We start from the raw sequence: 21,854 nt of genomic DNA, 5'->3' as shown, positions 1-21,854 counted from the left end.
CAAAGCATTTCACATCAATTCAATTTCCCTTTGCCGCAAATCCTTTACTGCTTCAGTCAGATTCGCTCGATACTTATCCATCGCTCGCGGCGTAATCACGAATCGCCTGGCTTGAATATCAAGCTGAGACTTTGCGTACTCCAGATCCCAGAACAGGTATTTGGAAGCCCAGTTACTGCTCAACAAGCGAACATTGCTGATGACTATTTCCAGCTCACTGTGCCGGTTGTATTGCGCGGGGAAAAATCGGAAGTCCCCCCATTCCCTGGTGCTCTGCGCAAATAGCTCCATCCCTGCCGGGTGATACTCGAGCAACTGAAAGGTTTCTCTCATCCGGCGGATTTTTTCCCTGCTCAACAACGTGGACAACGAGGATGCCCAACTATCGAGCAAGCCACCGGAAAAATGCTTGTCCACAACAATCACCGGATCCTGTTCCAACCCCCAGCCCACTGACCAGAGTACTCCCGAATAAAATTCAAACCAGGTCACCGGCGTCCGCTTTCTGTCACTGCGAAGATCAGCCTGATATTCGGCCCAACGCATACTGTCCTTGACATATTGCTTGTCCTGTCGACTCAGGCCGGCGAAAAACGCCAACAAGTTACTATTCAACACGCTTGAACTTTCACCATCCAAGACCTTATTACCGGCCTTCGCCCCCTCCACTTCCAGCTCCATGATTCCAACTTAACATTCAAACAACACCCATTAATACGACCTTGCCATAAAAACCAGGTCACCCATTCAAAAAAAAACAATTTATCAGCTATTAAACAAACTCAACAAACTCGAACTTCTACATTTAATTTCCGACATCCGTTGAAATGGATAGCAGCCAGTTCGAAGCAGTCGCGTTATCATGCTGCCTTTAACGAAGAACCCATGATGAGGATGCGCATGACCCCTTGGCTGACGGTTGTTGGCATTGCTGAAGACGGTTTCAAAGGTCTTGGCAAAAATGCCCGGCGCGCCCTGCTGGGCGCTTCGCGGATCATCGGCGGTCAGCGTCAGCTCGATCTGTTGCCAGTGTGCATCCGTGGCGAGCGTCAGTTGTGGCCGAGCCCGTTTTCCCTGGCCCCGGTTCTCGAACGGCGTGGCGAAGCGGTGTGTGTGCTGGCCAGTGGTGATCCGATGTTCTACGGCGTCGGCGCGAGCCTGGCGCGGCAGGTTCCGGACAGCGAAATGCGGGTGCTGCCGGCGCCGTCCTCGTGTTCGCTGGCGGCCGCCCGGCTGGGATGGCCGTTGCAGGATGTCAGCATTCTTTCGCTGGTGGCCCGCCCGCTGGCGGCCCTCAATGGTCAGTTGTCCAGCGGCGTGCGCCTGTTGCTGCTGAGCAATGACGGGCAGAGCCCGGCCGGCGTTGCGGCATTGCTGCGCGAGCGTGGATTCGGCCCCAGTCGCCTGAGCGTTCTGGAGCATCTGGGCGGCAGCGCCGAACGCCGGATCGATGGCACCGCCAACGACTGGAACAACCCGGTCATTGCCGATCTCAACGTGATCGCCATCGAGTGCCTCGCCGATCCGAAGACACCGCGCCTGTCGCGCCTCGCCGGCCTGCCGGACTCGGCCTTCAAACATGACGGGCAATTGACCAAACGCGACGTGCGCGCCATCACCCTCGCCCGCCTCGCCCCGACACCCGGCGAACTGCTGTGGGACGTCGGCGCCGGCAGCGGTTCGATCGGCATCGAATGGATGCGCGCTCACCCAAGCTGTCGCGCCCTGGCCATCGAGGCCGACGATGGTCGCCAGCAACTGATCGAACACAACCGCGACACGCTGGGCGTACCCGGCCTGCAACTGATTCGCGGCAGTGCCCCGCAGGCCCTCGCCGGACTGGAACGTCCGGACGCGATTTTCATCGGCGGCGGCGTGACCCGTGAAGGCGTGCTGGAAACCTGCTGGGAACAACTCAAACCCGGCGGCCGACTGGTGGCCAACGCCGTAACCCTGCAAAGCGAAATGACCTTGATGAGCTGGCGCGAACGCCACGGCGGCGAACTGACCCGCATCCACATCGCCCAGGCGCAGCCGCTGGGCGAGTTCGACACCTGGCGCCAGGCCTTGCCGATCACCCTGCTCGATCTGGTCAAACCCCTCGATGCGTGACGAAACCGCCGAACAACCCGCGCCCCTGCGCAGCGGCCTGACCACCGGCAGCTGCGCCACGGCCACCAGCCTCGCCGCCGCGCGCCTGTTGCTCGGCGGAGTGGTGGCTGACGCCGTGCAGATCGTGTTGCCCAAGGGCAAGCAGGTGCAGATGCGTCTGGAGTTCTGTCGGCTGACCGAGAACGGCGCCGAAGCCGGAACGATCAAGGACGCCGGCGACGATCCGGACGTGACGCACGGCGCCCTGCTCTACTCCCGCGTGCAGCTGATGGCCGAGCCGGGCATTCGCTTCATTGCCGGCAACGGCGTCGGCACAGTAACCCGTCCGGGGCTGGTGCTGGGCGTCGGCGAGCCGGCGATCAACCCGGTGCCGCGCAAGATGATCAGCGATCACCTGACGCTGCTCGCCGAAGAAACCGGCTATCGCGGCGGCTTCGAGGTGACGGTGAATGTCGAGGGCGGCGAAGCACTGGCATTGAAAACCATGAACCCGCGCCTGGGCATTCTCGGCGGCTTGTCCATCCTCGGCACCAGCGGCATCGTTCGGCCGTTTTCCTGCGCGGCGTACATCGCCTCGATCCATCAAGGCATCGACGTGGCGAAAACCAACGGCTACCTGCACATCGCCGCCTGCACCGGCAATGCCAGCGAAGACACCATGCGCCGGGTCTACGACCTGCCGGAAATCGCCCTGATCGAAATGGGCGACTTCGTCGGCGCCGTGCTCAAGCATCTGCGCAAAGTGCCTGTGGATAAACTCAGCCTGTGCGGCGGCTTCGGCAAGATCAGCAAACTGGCCGCCGGGCACATGGACCTGCACTCGCGCCATTCGAGCATCGACCTGCCGCAACTGGCCGAATGGGCGGCGGCGATCGGCGCCGACGACGCCTTGCAGCAAGCCATCCGCGACGCGAACACCAGTCAGCAGGCGTTGGCGATGGCCAGTGCGGCGGGTGTTGCCCTGGGCGATGAGGTCTGCCGTCATGCCCTGGAATTCGCCCGCAGCGTGGTGCCCGCGCAGGTGCAGGTCGAGGTGTTTGCGATTGATCGTCAGGGCGGCATCGTCGGCCATGCGGGGGCTCTTGCATGAAACGGATTCTGTTGCTGGGCGGCGTGACTGAAGCGTTGGCCATCGCGCGCACGTTGGGGCCGGAACACATTTACAGCCTGGCCGGAGTGGGCCGGGTGCCGACCGACCTGACGTGTCAGGTCCGCGTCGGCGGTTACGGCGGTGCCGAGGGGCTGGAGCAGTTCATTCGTGATGAAGGCATCACGCTTTTGCTCGACGCAACCCATCCGTACGCCGCACAAATCAGCCACAACGCCGCCACCGCTGCACAACTCACCGGCATCCCCTGCTGGGCCCTGCGCCGCCCGGCATGGCAACCACAACCGGGCGATGACTGGCGCGAAGTCGCCGACTGGGCCGAACTGATCACGGCCCTCGAACCCTTCCGCCGTCCCTTGTTCACTCTCGGCCGCGAACCGCTGCAACACCTCGATGAAATCCCCGTGCACCAGTTCTGGACCCTGCGCGCCCTCGACGTCTACCCCGGCAACGAACGCTGCGAAGTCATCGGTGCCCGTGGGCCGTTTCTGCTGGAAGATGAGCGAGCGTTGTTCGAACGACGGCAGATCGACGTGCTGATCAGCAAGAACAGCGGCAGCACCGCAACCGAGCCGAAACTGGAAGTGGCGCGGGAGCTTGGGGTGCCGGTGATGGTGTTGAAGCGGCCGAGGTTGGCGGGGGTTGATCGGGAGTTTTGGACGGTTGCTGACGTCATCTCGGCTCTTGAAAAACGTGATCGGGGCTGAGTTTTTTCCTCTCGCGATAGCTTCAGTTGTTGACGCAAGTCCCATGCAATGCAAATTCGAGCCGCTACACTCTCTTGAAAGTGCGCTGCGACACCAAACCGCACGACGCTTTTTTACTTATCGGCCCTGATCAGGCTAAATAGCCGCGCCTGATCGCCCACCCTACGGACCTGTCCCATGAACCGACACCGGCTCGCATTTGCCTGGATCGCCTGCTTCGCAGTGCTGTTCAACATGCTCGCCATGCCGTTGACGGGAGCGATGGCGCAGGCGGCGCAGACGCCGGCCGAGCAGTTGCTGTGGAGCAGTTTCTGCAGCGGCAGCGGCACGAAGATGGTGGCGATCGACATCGGCAGCCTCGATCAGAAGGCGCCGCAAAGCGGTGACAATCATTCGACCATGCAGCATTGCTGGTGCTGTTCCGGATCGGCGCCGGTGGTGGCGTTGCCGGGGCATTCGCCGCAGCTGTATTTCGCCCGATACGAAAGCAATCGCAGTGTGGCGCCCGCCGTGCTGCAAACCCCGACACCGCGCCAGCAATGGCCGAGCCTCAATCCCCGCGCTTCCCCTCTGGTTTGATTTGTTCCCGCATTTGACCTGCGTTTCAAATCGTTCTGGAGAACTGCCATGTTGAACAAATTCATCGTCATCGCTGCGCTGTTGCTGCCGGCGTGCTTCGCCCATGCCCACGAATACAAGGCCGGCGAGCTGGAAATCGCCCACCCGTGGTCGCAGGAACTGCCGCCGAATGCGCCGACGGTTGCCGCGTATTTCATCATTCACAACGGTGGCAAAACCGCTGACCGCCTGCTGAGTGTCGACTCGCCCATCGCTTCAAAAGCCGAGCTGCACGAACACGTGATGCAGGGTGATCTGATGAAGATGCAACAGGTGCCAAACGTGGCTATCCCGGCCGGTGGAAACGTGACCTTCGCGCCGATGGCCTATCACGTGATGCTGATGAATCCGACCGACCGCAGCCTGTTGACCGACGGCAAGCGCTTCCCGCTGACGATGCATTTCGAGAAGGCCGGTGACGTGACCGTCGAAGTCGCCGTGCAGAAGAAACCACCGCAGGACATGCCGGAACACGCGCACGCCCAATAACCGTTCCGGCAGACTCCGCCCGTGCGCCCGCGCAGCGCCGGGGCATCCGTGCAACGCCGTCAGACCGAACACCTGACACGCGGCAGCTGGATCGCCCTGTTCGCCATGTTGATGATTTTCATCGGCCCGCTGATTTCTCAGTCGATGCCGATGGATCAGCACGCCTCGACCTCCATGCCAATGAGCATGGACATGGCGGGCATGGGTCATTCCGCCCATGAAGCAAAACCCTCGGCCGAGCACTGCCCACCGCAATCGTCGCACCATGTGCTGTGGGAAAAATGCGGCTATTGCAGCCTGCTGTTCAACTGCCCGGCGCTGACCGGCAGCGGCAGTTTCGCTACGTTCAGCATTCCCCACGTCAACACTTTCACCCCACCCTCCCCGCGCCTGGGCCACGCCCGGCAGACCTTCTTCCCCGGCGCCCGCAGCCGCGCCCCGCCCGTCGCAGCGTAAACACCCACCTCTGATTACACACGGTTGAGAAGACAGCCTCAGGCTGCCGGCCGCGTCGTTTACGACTGTTTGATGGAAATTGTCATGTCCAGGTTTTCTGCTGTCCCACGCTCGGGTTCTGCCCCGGCGTCCTTCGCCCTGAACCAATCCCGCGTTCGTTTCAGGCACGCTACCGCCGTCCTTTGCGGCGTCCTGCTGTCCCCGCTGGTCCACGCCGATGAACACGCCGGCCACACTGAAGAGTTGAGCCCGACGGTGATCACCGCCATCGCCCCGAGCTCGCCGCTGACCATCGTCACCAACCCGAAAGACCCGCGCCAACCAGTGCCGGCCAGCGATGGCGGCGACTATCTGAAGACCATTCCCGGCTTCGCCCTGGTGCGCAACGGCGGCACCAACGGCGATCCGGTACTGCGCGGGATGTTCGGTTCGCGCCTGAACATCCTCACCAACGGCAGCATGATGCTCGGCGCCTGCCCCGGCCGGATGGACGCGCCGACCTCGTACATCTCGCCCGAGACCTACGACAAACTCACCGTGATCAAAGGCCCGCAAACCGTGCTCTACGGACCGGGTGCATCCGCCGGCACGATCCTCTTCGACCGTGAGCCGGAAAGCTTCGGCGAACTCGGCACCCGGGTGAATGCCAGCGTGCTGGCCGGCTCCAACGGGCGCTTCGACAAAGTCGTCGATGCCGCTGCCGGCGGCCCGTTGGGCTACGTGCGGGTAATCGGCAACACCGCGCACTCCGACGACTACCGCGACGGCAATAACGACACCGTCGCCTCGCGCTATGACAAGTGGAACGGCGACGTGGCACTGGGCTGGACCCCGGACGCCGACACCCTGATCGAACTCACCGCCGGCAAGGGCGACGGCGAAGCACGCTACGCCGGACGCGGCATGGATGGCTCGCAGTTCCTGCGCGAAAGCCTCGGCCTGCGTTTCGAGAAATCCAACATCACCGACGTGCTGGAGAAGCTCGAAGCCCAGGTCTACTACAACTACGCCGACCACGTGATGGACAACTACACCCTGCGCACGCCGTCCGGCACCGGGATGATGGCCGGTCCCATGGCGTCCAACGTCGACCGCCGCACCCTCGGCGCGCGAATCAAGGCCACCTGGCGCTGGGCCGATATCCAGCTGATCACCGGCCTCGATGCGCAGACCAACGAACACCGCCAGCGCAGCGGCATGGGCATCGATACCTACAAGGATCAGCCGTACACCAAGGACGCTGACTTCCATAACTACGGCGTGTTCAGCGAAATGACCTGGTACGCCGCCGACCGCGACCGGCTGGTCACCGGTGCCCGGGTCGACCGCGCCTCGGCCAGGGATTTCCGGCAGACCACCGGTTCGGGAATGATGTCCCGGCCGAACCCGACCGCCGGCGATACCCGCGCCGACACCCTGCCGAGCGGCTTCGTGCGTTACGAGCATGACCTGGCCGACAGCCCGACCACGCTCTACGCCGGCCTCGGCCACACGCAGCGGTTTCCGGATTACTGGGAGCTGTTTTCGCCCAAGTCCGGCCCGGCAGGTTCGGTCAATGCGTTCGATTCGATCAAACCGGAAAAGACCACCCAACTCGATTTCGGCGTGAACTACAAGGACGCCGACCTCGAAGCCTGGGCCTCCGGCTACATCGGTGTCGTGCGCGACTACATCCTGTTCGACTACACCCCGACGATGATGGGCATGAGCACCTCCCGCGCCGAGAACATCGACGCGCGGATCATGGGCGGTGAACTCGGTGCCGCTTACAAACTCACCGATAACTGGAAAGCCGATGCGACCCTGGCCTACGCCTGGGGCAAGAACAGCAGCGACGGTAAGGCCCTGCCGCAGATGCCGCCGCTGGATGCACGTTTCGGCCTCACCTACAGCGAAGACAACTGGAGCGCCGGCGCCCTGTGGAGGGTGGTTGCCGCGCAAAACCGGATCGACCAGAACAAGGGCAACGTGGTCGGCAAGGATTACGACAAGAGTTCGGGCTTCGGCGTGTTCTCGCTCAACGGTGCCTACCGGATCAACAAGAACTGGAAGGTCAGTACCGGCGTCGACAACCTGTTCGGCAAGGCTTACGCCGAACACCTCAATCTGGCAGGCAACGCCGGGTTCGGCTACCCGGCCAACGACCCGCAAGCCATCAACGAGCCGGGGCGCACGCTCTGGACCAAGGTGGACATGAGTTTCTAACCCTCAAGGGCACTCGCTCCCCTTGAGGGAGCGAGTGACAACAGACAACTAGAAGATCCAAGCCAAGCGGAGCACTCGTGATGAAACAGCCCAAACCGAATTTCTACAACCTGGCCTGGCGTTGGCATTTCTATGCCGGATTGTTCGTCGCGCCATTCATGGTGATGCTGGCCCTGACCGGCATCATTTACCTGTTCAAACCGCAGCTCGATTCGCTGATGTACAGCAGCCTGCTGAACGTCCCGGCCGGGCATCACACCGTACCGGCCGATGACCTGCTGCAAAAGGTCAAAAGCGCTTATCCACGAGGTCAGGTCACCCAGTACCTGCCACCCGCGAACGCCGAGCGCAGCGCGCAATTCGTGGTGAAGAACGCCGGCCATGAGCTGAACGTGTTCGTCGACCCGTACCACGGCGACATCCTCGGCGAGCAGGATGCCAAGCAGAACCTGCAAGCGCTCGCCCGGGCGATCCACGGCGAATTGATGATCGGCACCGTCGGTGACCGACTGATCGAACTGGCTGCCGGCTGGGGCGTGGTGCTGGTGGTGTCCGGGGTTTTCCTGTGGTGGCCGCGCGGTCAGGCGGCCGGAATACTGTGGCCACGGCTGAACAGTCGCGGTCGTGTGCTGTGGCGTGACCTGCATGCCGTCACCGGATTCTGGGGCGCTGCGTTGCTGCTGGTGATGCTGCTCAGCGGCATGACCTGGACCGGCTTCTGGGGCAAACAATACGCCCAGGTGTGGAACGTGTTCCCGGCGGCGATGTGGAATAACGTGCCGACCTCCGACGTCGAGGCCGGCAGCCTCAACAACGCCGCCCGCCAGACCGTACCGTGGGCAATGGAAAACACGCCAATGCCGATGTCCGGCGACCACGCTGAACACATGGCCCACGGCGGCATGCAACACGGCCCCGCCGCGCCGATCATCAGCCTGCAGGATGTGCAGAACATCGCCGTCGAGCGCAAGGTCGAGCCGGGCTACAGCATCACCCTGCCGACCACCGCCACCGGCGTGTTCACCATCGCGGTGTTCGCCGACGACCCGCGCAACGACGCCACGCTGCATGTCGATCAGTACACCGGCAAGGTGTTGGCCGATGTGCGATTCGAGCACTACGGCGCCGTGGCCCGGGCCACGGAAATCGGCGTGATGCTCCACGAAGGCAAGATGTTCGGCACCTTCAACCAGATCGTCGTGCTGCTGATCTGCCTGATGATCCTGCTCAGCGCCGCCAGCGGCGTGGTGATCTGGTGGAAGCGTCGCCCACAGGGCAAGTTCGGCGTACCGCCGCTGCGCCACGATCTGCCGAAGTGGAAAACCGGGGTGGCGATCATGCTGGTGCTGGCGGTGGTGTTTCCGCTGGTGGGCGCTTCGCTGGTGGTGTGGTTGCTGGATCGGCTGCTGTTGTCGCGTCTGGGCCGGCAAACTGAATCTGCCTCAACTTCATCATGAAACAGGCGAGATGCGCGACCTAGACAGATCTTTAAACTGCCGGGGCTTAAACTCCGGCAATTTTTAGTGTTACTGTATAACACTAATTGCTGCTCTGCCCGCAGCCATGCATGGTCATGAGCCTGCGGGCTTTTAATTTGAAGAAGTGACCCACCGCCCCGATGAACAAGTACCTCTTGTCCAGCCTCTGCCTGTTCGCCCTGAACAACAGCGCTCATGCCGACAGCGCGCCGCTGACGTTGCCCACCGGCACCATCACCGCCCTGGCCAATGACGACCAGACCGTCAGCCTGACCACGCCGACCAGCGCCGGCTCGCGCCTGAACCTCAGTGCGATGGAAACCCCGGCCAGCGTCGAAAGCCTGAGCGGCGAGCAAGTCCGCGCCCGTGGCGACCACAGCGTGCAAGACGCAGTGTCGCGCAGCACCGGCATCAGCCGCACCGGTACGCCGGGCGATGGCGGCACTTCGTTGCAGGCCAGGGGCTTTACCGGGCAGAGTTCGGTAATGCAGTTGTATGACGGCAACCGCATGTACACCGGCATGGGCACCGTGACGTTCCCGGTCGACACCTGGTCGGTGGAGCGCGTCGACGTGCTGCGCGGTCCGGCCTCGGTGCTGTATGGCGAAGGCGCGACCGGTGCGGTGGTCAACGTGATCCCGAAGAAGCCGTTCGAAGGCGAAATCGAAAACCATGTGCGTGTCGGCTACGGCTCGTTCGACCGCCAGCAGCAGGCGTTCGACAGCGGCGGCTCGCTGACCGACACCCTGAGCTATCGCCTCAACCTCAATCGCCTGCGCAGCAACGGCTGGGTCGATCGCGGAGACTCGTCCAGCGATTTCATCAGCGCCGCCCTGCGCTGGCAGGCCACGGACGACCTGACCTTCACCCTCGCCCACGATTACGGCGACCAGCGCCCGCAGAACTACTTCGGCACGCCGCTGATCTACGGCCAGTTGAAAGACAGCCTGCGCAACAAGAACTACAACGTGCGCGACGACAAGCAACACTACAACGATCAATGGACGCGCCTGACCACGGACTGGCAGATCAACGATGCGGTCAGCGCCAGCAACGAGCTGTATTACCTCAAGGCCCAGCGCCGCTGGCAGAACGCCGAGAACTACAACTTCGACGCCGACAGCCAACAGCTCAGCCGCAGCGGCTACTTCGGCATCGGCCACAAGCAGGAACAGGTCGGCGACCGTCAGACCTTCACCTTCAAGCACTCGCTGTTCGGCCTCGACAGCCAGACCGTGACCGGCGTTGATTACAACCGCATCCGTTTTCAGCTCAACAGCAACTCGCCGTTCAACGACGTGCTGCCGAACGGCCAGCCACTGGATCTGTACCACCCGCAAACCGGTTATTTCGAGAGTGCCAACCCGTATCGCGACCAGTTCGACAGCACCACAAAGCAGATGTCGGTGTTCGCCGAAAACCGCACGCAACTGAGCGAGCGCTGGTCGCTGGTGACCGGTGTGCGCCGCGACTATGTGCACGTGGATCGCACCAATCTGGTCGACGGCAGCCAGAGCGACAAGACCCTGACCGGCAACAACTGGAAGGCCGGCCTGGTGTTCGCGCTGACCCAAGACACTTCGTTCTACGGCCAGGTCGCCACCAGCACCGATGGCATCGGCGGGCTGATTTCCCTGAGCCCGAGCCAGCAGCAATATGACCTGTCCACCGCGCGGCAAACCGAGATCGGCCTGAAGCAGCTGTTCTGGGATCAGCGCGGCGAGTTCACCCTGGCGGCGTATCGCATCGTGAAGAAGAAGCTGCTGACCGACGATCCGGGCAACCCGACGCTCAAGCAGCAGGTCGGCCAACAATCGTCGAACGGCCTGGAAGCCAGCCTCGATCTACAACTGCCGAACGCCTGGCAACTGCAAGCCAACGCCGCCATCGTCAAAGCCAAGTACGACGATTTCGAGGAGGTGGTCGGTGGCGTACCGGTTTCGCGCAATGGAAATCGCCCGGTGGACGTGCCACGCCGCACCGCGAATTTGTGGCTGAGCAAAGCCATTACGGATGACGTGAAAGCCGGTGCCGGCATGCGTTATGTCGATGCACGTTATGCCGACATGGCCAACCGCAACGAGCTGCCGAGCTACACCGTGGTCGATGCGACGCTGTCGTGGAAAGCCCTGCGCAACACCACGCTGGGTCTGCAGGTGAACAATCTGTTTGACCGGACGTATGCGCAAAGCCAATACAATGAGGGCCAGCAGTGGATTCTGGGTGAGCCTCGTTCGTTCTTTGTCACGGCTGACTACACCTTCTAGAACAGGAACGAAATGACCTCACTGACCCTCACCGATCTCGCCTGGACACCCCTGGGCCACGGCCACTGCCATCACCAGTTCCAGCTGCGTGACGCCTCGTTGCAAGTGGCCGCCGGTGAGTTCGTCGGGCTCATCGGGCCCAATGGCAGCGGCAAGACCAGCCTGTTGCGCTGCGCCTACCGCTTCAGTCAGCCGGAGCACGGTGAGGTCAGACTCGAGCACCACAACGTCTGGAAGCAATCCTCACGCTGGTGCGCGCAACGCATCGCCGTGGTCCTGCAGGAATTCCCCGACGCCTTCGGCCTGACCGTCGAAGAAGTGGTCGCCATGGGCCGCACGCCGCACAAGGGCTTGTTCGACGGCGACACGCTGGAAGACCGCCAGCTTGCCACCCAGGCTCTCAAATCCGTGGGCCTCGACGGCTTCGAAGACCACGCGTTCGCCACCCTGTCCGGCGGTGAAAAACAGCGGGTGATCCTGGCCCGCGCCCTGACCCAGCAACCGCAACTGCTGATCCTCGACGAGCCGACCAACCACCTCGACCCGCGTTATCAACTGGAACTGCTGCAACTGGTCAAGCGTTTGCAGATCGGCACGCTGGCGAGCATCCACGACCTGAACCTGGCCGCCGCATTCTGCGATCGCTTGTACGTGATCAATCACGGACAAATCGTCGCCAGCGGCACCCCGCAAGAAGTGCTCACTGTTGAATTGCTGCGCGACGTGTTCGGCGTCGAAGCATTGATCGATCCACACCCCCTCCACGGCTACCCGCGAATCACCTGGATTACCCGACCATGACTGTGCGCTACCTGCTTTGCCTTGCTCTGCTGCTGGGCACCACCCATGCCTTCGCCGAGGCCACCCAGTACCCGCTGACGATCCACAGCTGCAACCGCGAAGTGACCTTCAAGGAAGCGCCGAAACACGCGGTCAGCCACGACATCAACATGACCCAGATGATGCTCGCCCTCGGCCTCAAGTCGAAGATGGCCGGCTACAGCGGCGTCAGTGGCTGGAAATCGGTGACGCCGGAAATGCAGAGCCTGCTCGATGGATTGCCGGAACTGGCAGCCAAATACCCGTCGGTGGAAACGTTGCTCAACGCCAATGTCGATTTCTTCTTCGCCGGCTGGGATTACGGCATGCGCGTCGGTGGCGATCTCACTCCGCAAACCCTGCAACCGCTGGGCATCAATGTCTATGAACTGACCGAATCCTGCGCCTTCGTGATGAAGCGCCCGGCCGCCACGCTGGACGACACCTACAACGACCTGCGCAACCTCGGAAAGATCTTCGACGTGCAGGACCGTGCCAATGCATTGATCGCCGACATGCAAAGCCAGGTCGCGGAAATCCGCAAAGACCTGCCCGCCGAAAAACCGCGAGTGTTCCTGTACGACAGCGGCGAAGACCGCGCCATGACCTCCGGCCGCCTCGGCATGCCGCAGGCGCTGATCGACGCCGCCGGCGGGCGCAACGTTCTCGATGACGTCGAAGCGAGCTGGACCCGGGTCAACTGGGAAACCGTGGTCGAGCGCAATCCGCAGGTGATCGTGATCGTCGACTACAGCGAAATCACCGCCGAGCAGAAGATTGAATTTCTGCTGAAGAACAAGGCGCTGCAATCGGTGGACGCGATCAAGAACCAGCGTTTCATCGTCATCCCTTACGTGCAGGCCACGCCGGGGATCGACAACGTGCTGGCGGTTGAAACTCTGGCCAAAGGGTTCCACGGCGAATGATCAATCGTCGTTACGCCTGGCTGCTGATCGCCCTCGGCGCGGTGCTGCTGGTGTCGTGCGTGGTGTCGCTGGGCTTCGGCCCGGCGCGGGTGCCGGTGGACGTGGTGTGGCGGATTTTGCTGCACAAACTGTTCGGCCTCGGCGCGCCGGACTGGAGCGCCGGCCAGGAGCACATCGTCTGGCTGATCCGCGTGCCGCGCATGTTGCTCGGTGCGCTGGTCGGCGCCGGGCTGGCGTTGATCGGCGCGGTGCTGCAAGCGGTGACGCGCAATCCGCTGGCCGATCCGCACCTGCTCGGCGTCACTTCCGGCGCCACCCTCGGTGCAGTGATCGTGGTGCTGCACATCGGTGAAATTGTCGGTCTGCTGACCTTGCCGATTGCCGCGTTCATCGGCGCGTTGTTGAGCATGTTTTTGGTGCTGGGCATCGCCAACCGTCAGGGTCGGCTGGACAGTGATCGTCTGCTGCTATGCGGCGTGGCAGTGTCGTTCGTGATGATGGCGGTCGCCAACCTGCTGCTGTTCATGGGCGATCACCGGGCGAGCTCGGCGGTGATGTTCTGGATGCTCGGCGGCCTCGGTCTGGCGCGTTGGGAGTTGTTGGCGGTGCCGGCGTTCAGCGTCTTGCTCGGGTTGATTTTGCTGCTGGGCATGGCCCGCCCATTGAACGCCTTGATGGCCGGCGAACAGACCGCCGTCACCCTCGGCCTGAACGCCCGGGCGGTGCGTCTGCGGGTGTTCGTGATTGCTTCGCTGATGACCGGGGTGCTGGTGTCGATCAGCGGCTCCATCGGGTTTGTCGGGCTGATGGTGCCGCACATTGCCCGGCGTCTGATCGGTGCAGAACATCGGCGTCTGCTGCCGGTGTGCGTGTTGCTCGGCAGCGTGTTTCTGGTGTGGGTCGATGTCGCCGCACGCACGCTGATCGCTCCCGAAGACCTGCCCATCGGCGTCGCCACTGCGGCCCTCGGCGGGCTGTTTTTCATCGGCCTGATGCGCCGCCGCTGACTCTCGGGGGCGCGCCCCAATCTGGCGCACCCCGCTGCACCCTTGCCCGCAACACGTCCCTTCATGGTGCGCCGGATCTGCGCGCAACCGCTCTAAACCGACATTTCCCTGCCCGATCCCGACCGGGCACAGCCCTTGCAAAACAGCCTTCAGTCGTTCGCATCTGCCAACCATAAAAAACTTTAACGTTCGTGGAGATCGCACAATGAAGCGTCGCAGTTTGATCAAGGCTTTCACACTCACGGCATCCATTGCCGCGATGGGCATGACCTGGACGGTACAGGCCGCCGAGACCATCAAGGTCGGGATTCTGCATTCGTTGTCCGGCACCATGGCGATCTCCGAAACATCGCTCAAGGACATGGCGTTGATGACCATCGACGAGATCAACGCCAAGGGCGGGGTGAACGGCAAGATGCTCGAACCGGTGGTGGTCGACCCGGCGTCGAACTGGCCGCTGTTCGCGGAGAAGGGCCGGCAACTGCTGACGCAGGACAAGGTGGCGGTGGTGTTCGGTTGCTGGACCTCGGTGTCGCGCAAATCGGTGCTGCCGGTGTTCGAAGAACTCAACGGTCTGCTGTTCTACCCGGTGCAATATGAAGGCGAAGAGATGTCGCCGAACGTGTTCTACACCGGCGCCGCGCCGAACCAGCAGGCGATCCCGGCGGTTGAGTACCTGATGAGCGAAGAAGGTGGCGGCGCCAAGCGCTACTTCCTGCTCGGCACCGACTACGTCTACCCGCGCACCACCAACAAGATCCTGCGTTCGTTCCTGCACTCCAAAGGCGTAGCGGACAAGGACATCGAAGAGGTCTACACCCCGTTCGGCCACAGCGACTATCAAACCATCGTCGCCAACATCAAAAAATTCTCGGCCGGCGGCAAGACCGCTGTGATCTCCACCGTGAATGGCGACTCCAACGTGCCGTTCTACAAAGAGCTGGCCAACCAGGGCCTGAAAGCGACCGACGTACCGGTGGTGGCGTTCTCGGTGGGCGAAGAAGAACTGCGCGGCATCGACACCAAACCGCTGGTTGGCAACCTTGCGGCGTGGAACTACTTCGAGTCGGTGGAGAACCCGGTGAACAAGAAGTTCGTCGATGACTGGAAAGCCTACGCGAAGAAACACAACCTGCCGGGCGCCGACAAAGCCGTGACCAACGACCCGATGGAAGCCACTTACGTCGGTATCCACATGTGGGCGCAAGCCGTGGAGAAAGCCAAGTCCACCGACGTCGACAAGGTCCGCGAAGCCCTCGCCGGCCAGACTTTCGCTGCGCCGTCCGGCTATACCCTGACCATGGACAAGACCAATCACCACCTGCACAAACCGGTGATGATCGGCGAGATCCAGGCCGACGGTCAGTTCAACGTGGTATGGCAGACCGAAGGGCCGATTCGGGCGCAGCCTTGGAGCCCGTTCATTCCGGGTAACGACAAGAAGCCGGAGTATGCGGTGAAGAGCAACTGAGCCGTTGGATGCCCGCCTCGATACTTGAGGCGGGTACAAACCCCTGTGGGAACGACGGTTCGACGCTTCGACTTGCTCGCGAAGAGGCCCTGACAGTCGACATCGATGGTGAATGTCAGACCGTTTTCGCGAGCAAGCTCGCTCCCACAATGTCCGCGTCAAGGCGACTGACTATGCCCACTGCCCTATACCGTTTCCTCCTGGCCCTCGCACTTTTGCTACCGATGGTCACCCACGCCAGCGACGCCGAAGACTTCGTCGCCGCCAACCCGACGCAACAGGCAAAACTGCTGGAAGCCTGGGCCGCGCAGCCCGACCCGGCCCGTGTCGAACTGATCAACGCCCTGCAACAAGGCGAACTGACCGTCGACGGCCAACCCAAGACTCTGCGCCTGAACAACCGCCTGCGAGGTCTGATCGACACCGCACTGGCCAGCCACCAATTGCTCGCCGCCGACGCCAAAACCCGTCTGACCGCCGCGCAGCAATTGCAGAAAAGCGCCAAACCGGCGCAGCTGAAATTCCTCGACCGGCAACTGGCTGGCGAAAAAGATGAAAGCGTCCACGCCGCCCTGAGCCTGGCGCTGGCCAATCTGCAACTGGTCGACACTGACCCGGCGGTGCGTCTCGCGGCCGTGCGTCTGCTCGGTGAAACCGGCGACCCGCTGGCCCGCACTCGCCTCGAAGGCCTGCTCGAACCCGGCGTCGAAACCGATGCCAATGTGCGCACCGCCGCCGAAACCAGCCTCGCTCAGGTCAAACGCAAACTGCTGATCGGCGAACTGCTCGGTCAGGCCTTCAGCGGCATGTCCCTCGGTTCGATTCTGTTGCTTGCCGCACTGGGCCTGGCGATCACCTTCGGTCTGCTGGGTGTGATCAACATGGCCCACGGCGAGATGCTGATGCTCGGTGCCTACTCCACTTATGTCGTGCAGTTGATGTTCCAGCGCTACGCACCGCAGGCCATCGAGTTCTATCCGTTGATTGCGCTGCCGGTGGCGTTCTTCGTCACCGCGGCCATCGGCATGGCCCTGGAGCGCACGGTGATTCGTCACCTCTACGGTCGCCCGCTGGAAACCCTGCTCGCGACCTGGGGCATCAGCCTGATGCTGATTCAACTGGTGCGTCTGGTGTTCGGCGCGCAGAACGTTGAAGTGGCGAACCCGGCGTGGCTGTCCGGCGGGATTCAGGTGTTGCCGAATCTGGTGCTGCCGTACAACCGCATCGTGATCATCGCCTTCGCACTGTTTGTGGTGGTGCTGACCTGGTTGCTGCTGAACAAGACCCGCCTCGGTCTGAACGTGCGCGCCGTCACCCAGAACCGCAACATGGCCGCCTGCTGCGGCGTGCCCACCGGGCGCGTCGACATGCTCGCCTTCGGCCTCGGCTCGGGCATCGCCGGGCTTGGTGGCGTGGCGCTGAGCCAGATCGGCAACGTCGGCCCGGACCTCGGCCAGAGCTACATCATCGACTCGTTCCTGGTGGTGGTGCTCGGTGGCGTCGGGCAACTGGCCGGCAGCGTGTTCGCCGCATTCGGCCTGGGCATCGCCAACAAGATTCTCGAGCCGCAGATCGGTGCGGTACTCGGCAAGATCCTGATCCTCGCGCTGATCATTCTGTTCATCCAGAAACGTCCGCAAGGCCTCTTCGCACTGAAAGGACGGGTGATCGACTGATGAATCAGCCATTGATGCTTACGGCCACGCAAAAGGCCGGACCCAAAGTAACCCTCGCTGTCGGTGCCGTTGTTCTCGCGCTACTGATCGCCCTGCCGCTGCTGTCGCTGTTGCCTTCGGACAGCGCGCTGCACGTTTCGGCCTACACCCTGACGCTGGTCGGCAAGATTCTCTGCTACGCCATCGTCGCCCTGGCGCTGGATCTGGTCTGGGGTTACGCCGGTTTGCTGTCGCTGGGTCACGGTCTGTTCTTCGCCCTCGGCGGTTGTGCGATGGGCATGTACCTGATGCGCCAGGCCGCCGGTGATGGCTTGCCGGCGTTCATGACGTTCCTGTCGTGGACCGAGTTGCCGTGGTACTGGAGCGGCACCGGCAACTTCCTCTGGGCCATGTGCCTAGTGGTGCTGGCGCCGGGATTGCTGGCGCTGGTGTTCGGTTTCTTCGCCTTCCGCTCGCGGATCAAGGGCGTGTATTTCTCGATCATGACCCAGGCCCTGACCTTCGCCGGGATGCTGCTGTTCTTCCGCAACGAGACCGGTTTTGGCGGCAACAACGGCTTCACCAATTTCCGCACGATCCTCGGTTTCGGCATCACCGAACCCGGCACCCGTGCGGTGCTGTTTCTGACGACGGTTCTGCTGCTGGTGGCGAGTCTGTTCATCGGCTGGCGGCTGGCCCGCAGCAAGTTCGGTCGGGTGCTGACCGCGCTGCGCGATGCGGAAAACAGGTTGATGTTCTGCGGCTACGACCCGCGCGGCTTCAAGTTGTTCGTCTGGGTGTTGAGCGCGGTGTTGTGTGGTCTGGCCGGTGCGCTGTACGTGCCGCAAGTGGGGATCATCAACCCGAGTGAAATGTCGCCGACCAACTCGATCGAAGCCGCCGTCTGGGTAGCCCTTGGCGGGCGCGGCACGCTGATCGGCCCGCTGCTCGGCGCCGGCGTGGTCAACGGCATGAAGAGCTGGTTCACCGTGGCGTTCCCCGAATACTGGCTGTTCTTCCTCGGCGCGCTGTTCATCGTCGTGACGTTGTACCTGCCCAAAGGCGTGATCGGTCTGCTGAAGAAACGAGGTGAATCATGAGAGTCACGGCGAGTGCTGAATTCATGCTGGAACCGGCCTTCTTCCCGCCGCTGGAACCGAACAGGGACGCCGGCACCAGCCGTGATGCCCTCGGCCTCGGCCAGCGCGTCGGGCCTGGGCTGAACACCCGTCACGGCACGATCCTGACCCTGGAAGACATCAGCGTCAGCTTCGACGGCTTCCGGGCGCTGAACGCTCTGAACCTGTACATCGGCGTCGGTGAACTGCGCTGCATCATCGGCCCCAACGGCGCGGGCAAGACCACGCTGATGGACGTGATCACCGGCAAGACCCGCCCCAGTCACGGCAAGGCGTGGTTCGGCGAAACCCTCGACCTGACGCAGATGAGCGAAGTGCAGATCGCCCAGGCCGGCATCGGGCGCAAGTTCCAGAAACCGACGGTGTTCGAAGCGCTGAGCGTGTTCGAGAACCTGGAGCTGGCGCAGAAAACCGACAAGTCGGTGTGGGCCAGCCTGCGGGCGAAGTTGAGCGGCGAACAGAAAGACCGGATCAGCGAAGTGCTCGACACCATTCGCCTGACCACCTCGGTCAATCGTCCGGCGGGGCTGCTGTCCCACGGGCAGAAACAGTTTCTGGAAATCGGCATGCTGCTGATGCAGGACCCGCAATTGCTGCTGCTCGACGAACCGGTGGCCGGCATGACCGACGCCGAAACCGAATTCACCGCCGAGCTGTTCAAGTCGCTCGCGGGCAAGCATTCGCTGATGGTGGTGGAACACGACATGGGCTTCGTCGGCTCGATTGCCGACCACGTCACCGTGTTGCATCAGGGCAGCGTGCTGGCCGAAGGCTCGCTGGAACAGGTGCAGGCCGATGAGCGAGTTATTGAAGTCTATTTAGGAAGGTGAATCGGCCAGCTTCAAGCCGCAAGTTTCAAGCGGCAAGCCAAAAACAAAGCCATACACCCTCCCGCTTCAACTTGCAGCTTGAAGCTTGTCGCTTGAAGCCCAACTAACGGAGTTCCAATGCTACAGGTCCAAAAACTTCATCAGTACTACGGCGGTAGCCACATCCTGCGCGGTCTGAGCTTTGACGTGAAGGTCGGCGAAGTGACCTGCCTGCTCGGCCGCAACGGCGTGGGCAAGACCACGCTGCTCAAATGCCTGATGGGCCTGCTGCCGGCCAAGGAAGGTGCGGTGAACTGGGAAGGCCAACCGATCACCACGTTCAAGCCGCATCAACGGGTGCACGCCGGGATCGCCTATGTGCCCCAGGGCCGGGAGATCTTCGGCCGGCTGACCGTGGAAGAAAACCTGCTGATGGGCCTGTCGCGCTTCCCCGGCAGCGAAGCCAAAGAGGTTCCGGCGTTCATCTACGAACTGTTCCCGGTGCTGCTGCAAATGAAACAGCGGCGCGGCGGCGACCTGTCCGGCGGTCAGCAACAACAGCTCGCCATCGGCCGCGCACTGGCCAGCCGTCCGCGCCTGCTGATCCTCGACGAACCCACCGAAGGCATCCAGCCGTCGGTGATCAAGGAAATCGGCGCAGTGATCAAGAAGCTCGCGGCCCGGGGCGACATGGCGATTCTGCTGGTGGAACAGTTCTACGATTTCGCCGCCGAACTGGCCGATCAGTACCTGGTGATGTCCCGGGGCGAGATCGTGCAGCAGGGCCGTGGAGAAAATATGGAAAGTGAGGGTGTGCGCGGGCTGGTTACGATCTAACCTGTAGCGTCCTAACGATAATCAGAAAACATGAACTTACCTTTAGCGACTGCCCTGTTTACCCCGAGCTGGCACGCCGAGCTGGAGCTGGCCTATGCCCGCTTCGGCGATTGCACGCGCCCTGTCCGTCGCCGGCACCTCGGCCCGCTGCGGGTGCAAAAGCATCTGTACGCCGAAGGGCCCGAGGTCTGCCAGCACATCATCGTCCACCCGCCGGGCGGCATTGCCGGCGGTGACCGGTTGAACATCAGCGCCCGCGTCGAACCGGGCGCCTGGGCACAGATCACCAGCCCCGGCGCGGCCAAGTGGTATCGCGCGGCGGGCCCCGCTTATCAGTCGCTGGATCTGCACGTCGCTGACGGCGCAACACTGGAATGGCTGCCCCAGGAAACCATCGTCTACAGCGCCGCCCAGGCGGAACTCTCGACCTCGATCGAGCTTGAAGGCGATGCGCGGCTGTTCTACTGGGACGTGGTGGCCCTCGGGCGCCCGGCCAGTGGCGAGCGTTTCGACCTCGGGCATTTCCAGGCCCATCTGGATATTCGCCGGGATGGCAGGTTGCTCTGGCATGAACGCCAGCGCATCGTCGGCAACGATGGTTTGCTTGATTCGCCGATCGGACTGGACAGCCATCCGGTGTTTGCGACGTTGCTGGTGACCGGCGAAATCGATGCCGAACTGCTGGAGCGCTGCCGCTCGCTGGGGCATGAAGTGCGCGGGGATCTGACGCAATTGCCGGGGTTGCTGGTTGCGCGTTGTCTGGCCAGTGAAGCGTTGCTGGCGCGGGCCTGGCTGATCGAACTCTGGCGATTGCTCAGGCCTGCGCTGCTTGGCCGTGAAGCCCTGCCTCCCCGAATCTGGAACACCTGATTTTCTACAACTGCCGACAATGGATTTCAAACGATGGACCTGACCCCACGCGAAAAAGACAAGCTGCTGATCTTCACCGCCGGCCTCGTGGCCGAGCGGCGACTGGCCCGCGGCGTGAAACTCAACTACCCGGAAGCCATGGCCTACATCTCCGCGGCGCTGCTCGAAGGCGCCCGGGACGGCCAGACCGTGGCCGAGCTGATGCATTACGGCACCACCCTGCTGACCCGCGATCAAGTGATGGAAGGCATCCCGGAAATGATCCCGGAGATCCAGGTCGAAGCGACGTTTCCCGACGGCACCAAACTGGTCACCGTCCACCAACCGATCGTCTGAGGCCGCGCCATGACTTACACCATCCGCGATGCCCTGCACGCCGACCTGCCGGCGATCCGCGACATCTACAACGACGCCGTGCTCAACACCACGGCGATCTGGAATGAATCCGCCGTCGATCTGGGCAACCGTCAGGCGTGGTTCAGCGCCCGCCAGGCCCAGGGTTATCCGATCCTGGTGATCGTCGACGCCGACAACACCACCCTCGGCTACGCTTCGTTCGGTGACTGGCGGCCGTTCGACGGTTTCCGTCACACCGTCGAGCATTCGGTCTACGTGCGCAGCGACCAGCGCGGTAACGGCCTCGGCCCGCAATTGATGACCGCGCTGATCGAACGCGCGAAAACCTGTGGCAAGCACGTCATGGTCGCCGCCATCGAAAGCGGCAACGCAGCGTCGATCCGCCTGCACGAGCGCGCCGGTTTCATCACCACCGGACAGATGCCGCAAGTCGGCACCAAGTTCGGCCGCTGGCTCGACCTGACGTTCATGCAACTGACCCTCAATCCTGGCGCGGAGCCGCCGCCCGCCAACAAGGAGTGACA

General features: G+C 62.5%; 21 protein-coding genes. 20 read left to right on the top strand and 1 reads right to left on the bottom strand.

The window, feature by feature from the left end:
* Positions 1 to 9 precede the first annotated feature (9 nt).
* The gene (locus DLD99_RS03360) at positions 10 to 681 is read right to left on the bottom strand and encodes a hypothetical protein (protein ID WP_114881266.1); all 672 of its coding nucleotides are present in this window, start codon (positions 679 to 681) and stop codon (positions 10 to 12) included.
* 219 nt (positions 682 to 900) lie between these two features.
* Between DLD99_RS03360 and cbiE the strand changes: the two genes are divergently transcribed.
* The 20 genes from cbiE to DLD99_RS03260 all read left to right on the top strand — a co-directional run bounded on the left by cbiE (position 901) and on the right by DLD99_RS03260 (position 21,852).
* Positions 901 to 2,112, top strand: a complete 1,212-nt coding sequence (gene cbiE, locus DLD99_RS03355; RefSeq protein ID WP_114881265.1) for a precorrin-6y C5,15-methyltransferase (decarboxylating) subunit CbiE — start codon at positions 901 to 903, stop codon at positions 2,110 to 2,112.
* Complete coding sequence (locus tag DLD99_RS03350) at positions 2,105 to 3,202, top strand: cobalt-precorrin-5B (C(1))-methyltransferase (protein ID WP_114881264.1); 1,098 nt, start codon at positions 2,105 to 2,107, stop codon at positions 3,200 to 3,202. Before cbiE ends, DLD99_RS03350 begins: the two co-directional genes overlap by 8 nt.
* Positions 3,199 to 3,927 carry a cobalt-precorrin-6A reductase gene (locus DLD99_RS03345; protein WP_114881263.1) on the top strand — a complete coding sequence of 243 codons (729 nt, stop codon included), beginning with the start codon at positions 3,199 to 3,201 and terminating at the stop codon, positions 3,925 to 3,927. Before DLD99_RS03350 ends, DLD99_RS03345 begins: the two co-directional genes overlap by 4 nt.
* Before the next feature lie 177 nt (positions 3,928 to 4,104).
* Positions 4,105 to 4,506, top strand: a complete 402-nt coding sequence (locus DLD99_RS03340; RefSeq protein WP_114881262.1) for a DUF2946 domain-containing protein — start codon at positions 4,105 to 4,107, stop codon at positions 4,504 to 4,506.
* A 48-nt stretch (positions 4,507 to 4,554) separates the two neighbouring features.
* A complete protein-coding gene (locus DLD99_RS03335; RefSeq protein WP_114881261.1) occupies positions 4,555 to 5,034 on the top strand; it encodes a copper chaperone PCu(A)C in 480 nt (159 codons plus the stop codon).
* Between the two features lie 21 nt (positions 5,035 to 5,055).
* On the top strand, positions 5,056 to 5,490 hold the full coding sequence (locus DLD99_RS03330; RefSeq protein WP_114881260.1) for a DUF2946 domain-containing protein: 435 nt from the start codon (positions 5,056 to 5,058) through the stop codon (positions 5,488 to 5,490).
* Positions 5,491 to 5,574: 84 nt separating this feature from the next.
* Positions 5,575 to 7,695, top strand: coding sequence for a TonB-dependent copper receptor (locus DLD99_RS03325; RefSeq protein ID WP_114881259.1), 2,121 nt, complete (start codon positions 5,575 to 5,577; stop codon positions 7,693 to 7,695).
* Between the two features lie 80 nt (positions 7,696 to 7,775).
* Positions 7,776 to 9,152 (top strand): PepSY-associated TM helix domain-containing protein, encoded by a 1,377-nt coding sequence (locus DLD99_RS03320; protein WP_114881258.1) that lies wholly within the window; start codon positions 7,776 to 7,778, stop codon positions 9,150 to 9,152.
* Positions 9,153 to 9,313: 161 nt separating this feature from the next.
* Positions 9,314 to 11,440 carry a TonB-dependent receptor gene (locus tag DLD99_RS03315; protein ID WP_114881257.1) on the top strand — a complete coding sequence of 709 codons (2,127 nt, stop codon included), beginning with the start codon at positions 9,314 to 9,316 and terminating at the stop codon, positions 11,438 to 11,440.
* A 12-nt stretch (positions 11,441 to 11,452) separates the two neighbouring features.
* Positions 11,453 to 12,241 (top strand): ABC transporter ATP-binding protein, encoded by a 789-nt coding sequence (locus tag DLD99_RS03310; RefSeq protein ID WP_114881256.1) that lies wholly within the window; start codon positions 11,453 to 11,455, stop codon positions 12,239 to 12,241.
* Positions 12,238 to 13,185: an ABC transporter substrate-binding protein gene (locus DLD99_RS03305; RefSeq protein WP_114881255.1), complete on the top strand. Its 948-nt coding sequence runs from the start codon at positions 12,238 to 12,240 to the stop codon at positions 13,183 to 13,185. The genes DLD99_RS03310 and DLD99_RS03305 overlap by 4 nt, the downstream gene beginning before the upstream one ends.
* Positions 13,182 to 14,192 (top strand): FecCD family ABC transporter permease, encoded by a 1,011-nt coding sequence (locus DLD99_RS03300; protein WP_114881254.1) that lies wholly within the window; start codon positions 13,182 to 13,184, stop codon positions 14,190 to 14,192. Before DLD99_RS03305 ends, DLD99_RS03300 begins: the two co-directional genes overlap by 4 nt.
* 205 nt (positions 14,193 to 14,397) lie before the next feature.
* Entirely contained in the window at positions 14,398 to 15,663 is a 1,266-nt protein-coding gene (urtA, locus tag DLD99_RS03295; RefSeq protein WP_114881253.1) for an urea ABC transporter substrate-binding protein, read from the top strand.
* 173 nt (positions 15,664 to 15,836) lie between these two features.
* Positions 15,837 to 17,339: an urea ABC transporter permease subunit UrtB gene (gene urtB / locus DLD99_RS03290; protein ID WP_114881252.1), complete on the top strand. Its 1,503-nt coding sequence runs from the start codon at positions 15,837 to 15,839 to the stop codon at positions 17,337 to 17,339.
* Positions 17,339 to 18,418 (top strand): urea ABC transporter permease subunit UrtC, encoded by a 1,080-nt coding sequence (gene urtC, locus DLD99_RS03285; RefSeq protein WP_114881251.1) that lies wholly within the window; start codon positions 17,339 to 17,341, stop codon positions 18,416 to 18,418. The genes urtB and urtC overlap by 1 nt, the downstream gene beginning before the upstream one ends.
* Complete coding sequence (gene urtD, locus DLD99_RS03280) at positions 18,415 to 19,287, top strand: urea ABC transporter ATP-binding protein UrtD (RefSeq protein ID WP_114881250.1); 873 nt, start codon at positions 18,415 to 18,417, stop codon at positions 19,285 to 19,287. Before urtC ends, urtD begins: the two co-directional genes overlap by 4 nt.
* A 117-nt stretch (positions 19,288 to 19,404) precedes the next feature.
* Positions 19,405 to 20,103 carry an urea ABC transporter ATP-binding subunit UrtE gene (gene urtE, locus DLD99_RS03275; protein ID WP_114881249.1) on the top strand — a complete coding sequence of 233 codons (699 nt, stop codon included), beginning with the start codon at positions 19,405 to 19,407 and terminating at the stop codon, positions 20,101 to 20,103.
* 30 nt (positions 20,104 to 20,133) lie between these two features.
* Positions 20,134 to 20,973 (top strand): urease accessory protein UreD, encoded by an 840-nt coding sequence (locus DLD99_RS03270; RefSeq protein ID WP_114881248.1) that lies wholly within the window; start codon positions 20,134 to 20,136, stop codon positions 20,971 to 20,973.
* Between the two features lie 33 nt (positions 20,974 to 21,006).
* Positions 21,007 to 21,309 carry an urease subunit gamma gene (ureA, locus tag DLD99_RS03265; RefSeq protein ID WP_039766748.1) on the top strand — a complete coding sequence of 101 codons (303 nt, stop codon included), beginning with the start codon at positions 21,007 to 21,009 and terminating at the stop codon, positions 21,307 to 21,309.
* Between the two features lie 9 nt (positions 21,310 to 21,318).
* Positions 21,319 to 21,852, top strand: a complete 534-nt coding sequence (locus tag DLD99_RS03260; protein WP_114881247.1) for a GNAT family N-acetyltransferase — start codon at positions 21,319 to 21,321, stop codon at positions 21,850 to 21,852.
* The last annotated feature ends 2 nt before the right edge of the window (positions 21,853 to 21,854 follow it).

It is taken from the genome of Pseudomonas kribbensis (assembly GCF_003352185.1).
Lineage (GTDB): Bacteria > Pseudomonadota > Gammaproteobacteria > Pseudomonadales > Pseudomonadaceae > Aquipseudomonas > Aquipseudomonas kribbensis.
The sequence above is the reverse complement of the archived record's forward strand: the minus strand, read 5'-3'. Positions and strand labels throughout refer to the sequence as shown.

Coding starts and splice junctions, on each gene's coding strand:
- DLD99_RS03360 (WP_114881266.1), bottom strand. CDS start 681: ATGGAGCTGGAAGTGGAGGGGGCGAAGGCCGGTAATAAGGTCTTGGAT.
- cbiE (WP_114881265.1), top strand. CDS start 901: ATGACCCCTTGGCTGACGGTTGTTGGCATTGCTGAAGACGGTTTCAAA.
- DLD99_RS03350 (WP_114881264.1), top strand. CDS start 2,105: ATGCGTGACGAAACCGCCGAACAACCCGCGCCCCTGCGCAGCGGCCTG.
- DLD99_RS03345 (WP_114881263.1), top strand. CDS start 3,199: ATGAAACGGATTCTGTTGCTGGGCGGCGTGACTGAAGCGTTGGCCATC.
- DLD99_RS03340 (WP_114881262.1), top strand. CDS start 4,105: ATGAACCGACACCGGCTCGCATTTGCCTGGATCGCCTGCTTCGCAGTG.
- DLD99_RS03335 (WP_114881261.1), top strand. CDS start 4,555: ATGTTGAACAAATTCATCGTCATCGCTGCGCTGTTGCTGCCGGCGTGC.
- DLD99_RS03325 (WP_114881259.1), top strand. CDS start 5,575: ATGTCCAGGTTTTCTGCTGTCCCACGCTCGGGTTCTGCCCCGGCGTCC.
- DLD99_RS03320 (WP_114881258.1), top strand. CDS start 7,776: ATGAAACAGCCCAAACCGAATTTCTACAACCTGGCCTGGCGTTGGCAT.
- DLD99_RS03315 (WP_114881257.1), top strand. CDS start 9,314: ATGAACAAGTACCTCTTGTCCAGCCTCTGCCTGTTCGCCCTGAACAAC.
- DLD99_RS03310 (WP_114881256.1), top strand. CDS start 11,453: ATGACCTCACTGACCCTCACCGATCTCGCCTGGACACCCCTGGGCCAC.
- DLD99_RS03305 (WP_114881255.1), top strand. CDS start 12,238: ATGACTGTGCGCTACCTGCTTTGCCTTGCTCTGCTGCTGGGCACCACC.
- DLD99_RS03300 (WP_114881254.1), top strand. CDS start 13,182: ATGATCAATCGTCGTTACGCCTGGCTGCTGATCGCCCTCGGCGCGGTG.
- urtA (WP_114881253.1), top strand. CDS start 14,398: ATGAAGCGTCGCAGTTTGATCAAGGCTTTCACACTCACGGCATCCATT.
- urtB (WP_114881252.1), top strand. CDS start 15,837: ATGCCCACTGCCCTATACCGTTTCCTCCTGGCCCTCGCACTTTTGCTA.
- urtC (WP_114881251.1), top strand. CDS start 17,339: ATGAATCAGCCATTGATGCTTACGGCCACGCAAAAGGCCGGACCCAAA.
- urtD (WP_114881250.1), top strand. CDS start 18,415: ATGAGAGTCACGGCGAGTGCTGAATTCATGCTGGAACCGGCCTTCTTC.
- urtE (WP_114881249.1), top strand. CDS start 19,405: ATGCTACAGGTCCAAAAACTTCATCAGTACTACGGCGGTAGCCACATC.
- DLD99_RS03270 (WP_114881248.1), top strand. CDS start 20,134: ATGAACTTACCTTTAGCGACTGCCCTGTTTACCCCGAGCTGGCACGCC.
- ureA (WP_039766748.1), top strand. CDS start 21,007: ATGGACCTGACCCCACGCGAAAAAGACAAGCTGCTGATCTTCACCGCC.
- DLD99_RS03260 (WP_114881247.1), top strand. CDS start 21,319: ATGACTTACACCATCCGCGATGCCCTGCACGCCGACCTGCCGGCGATC.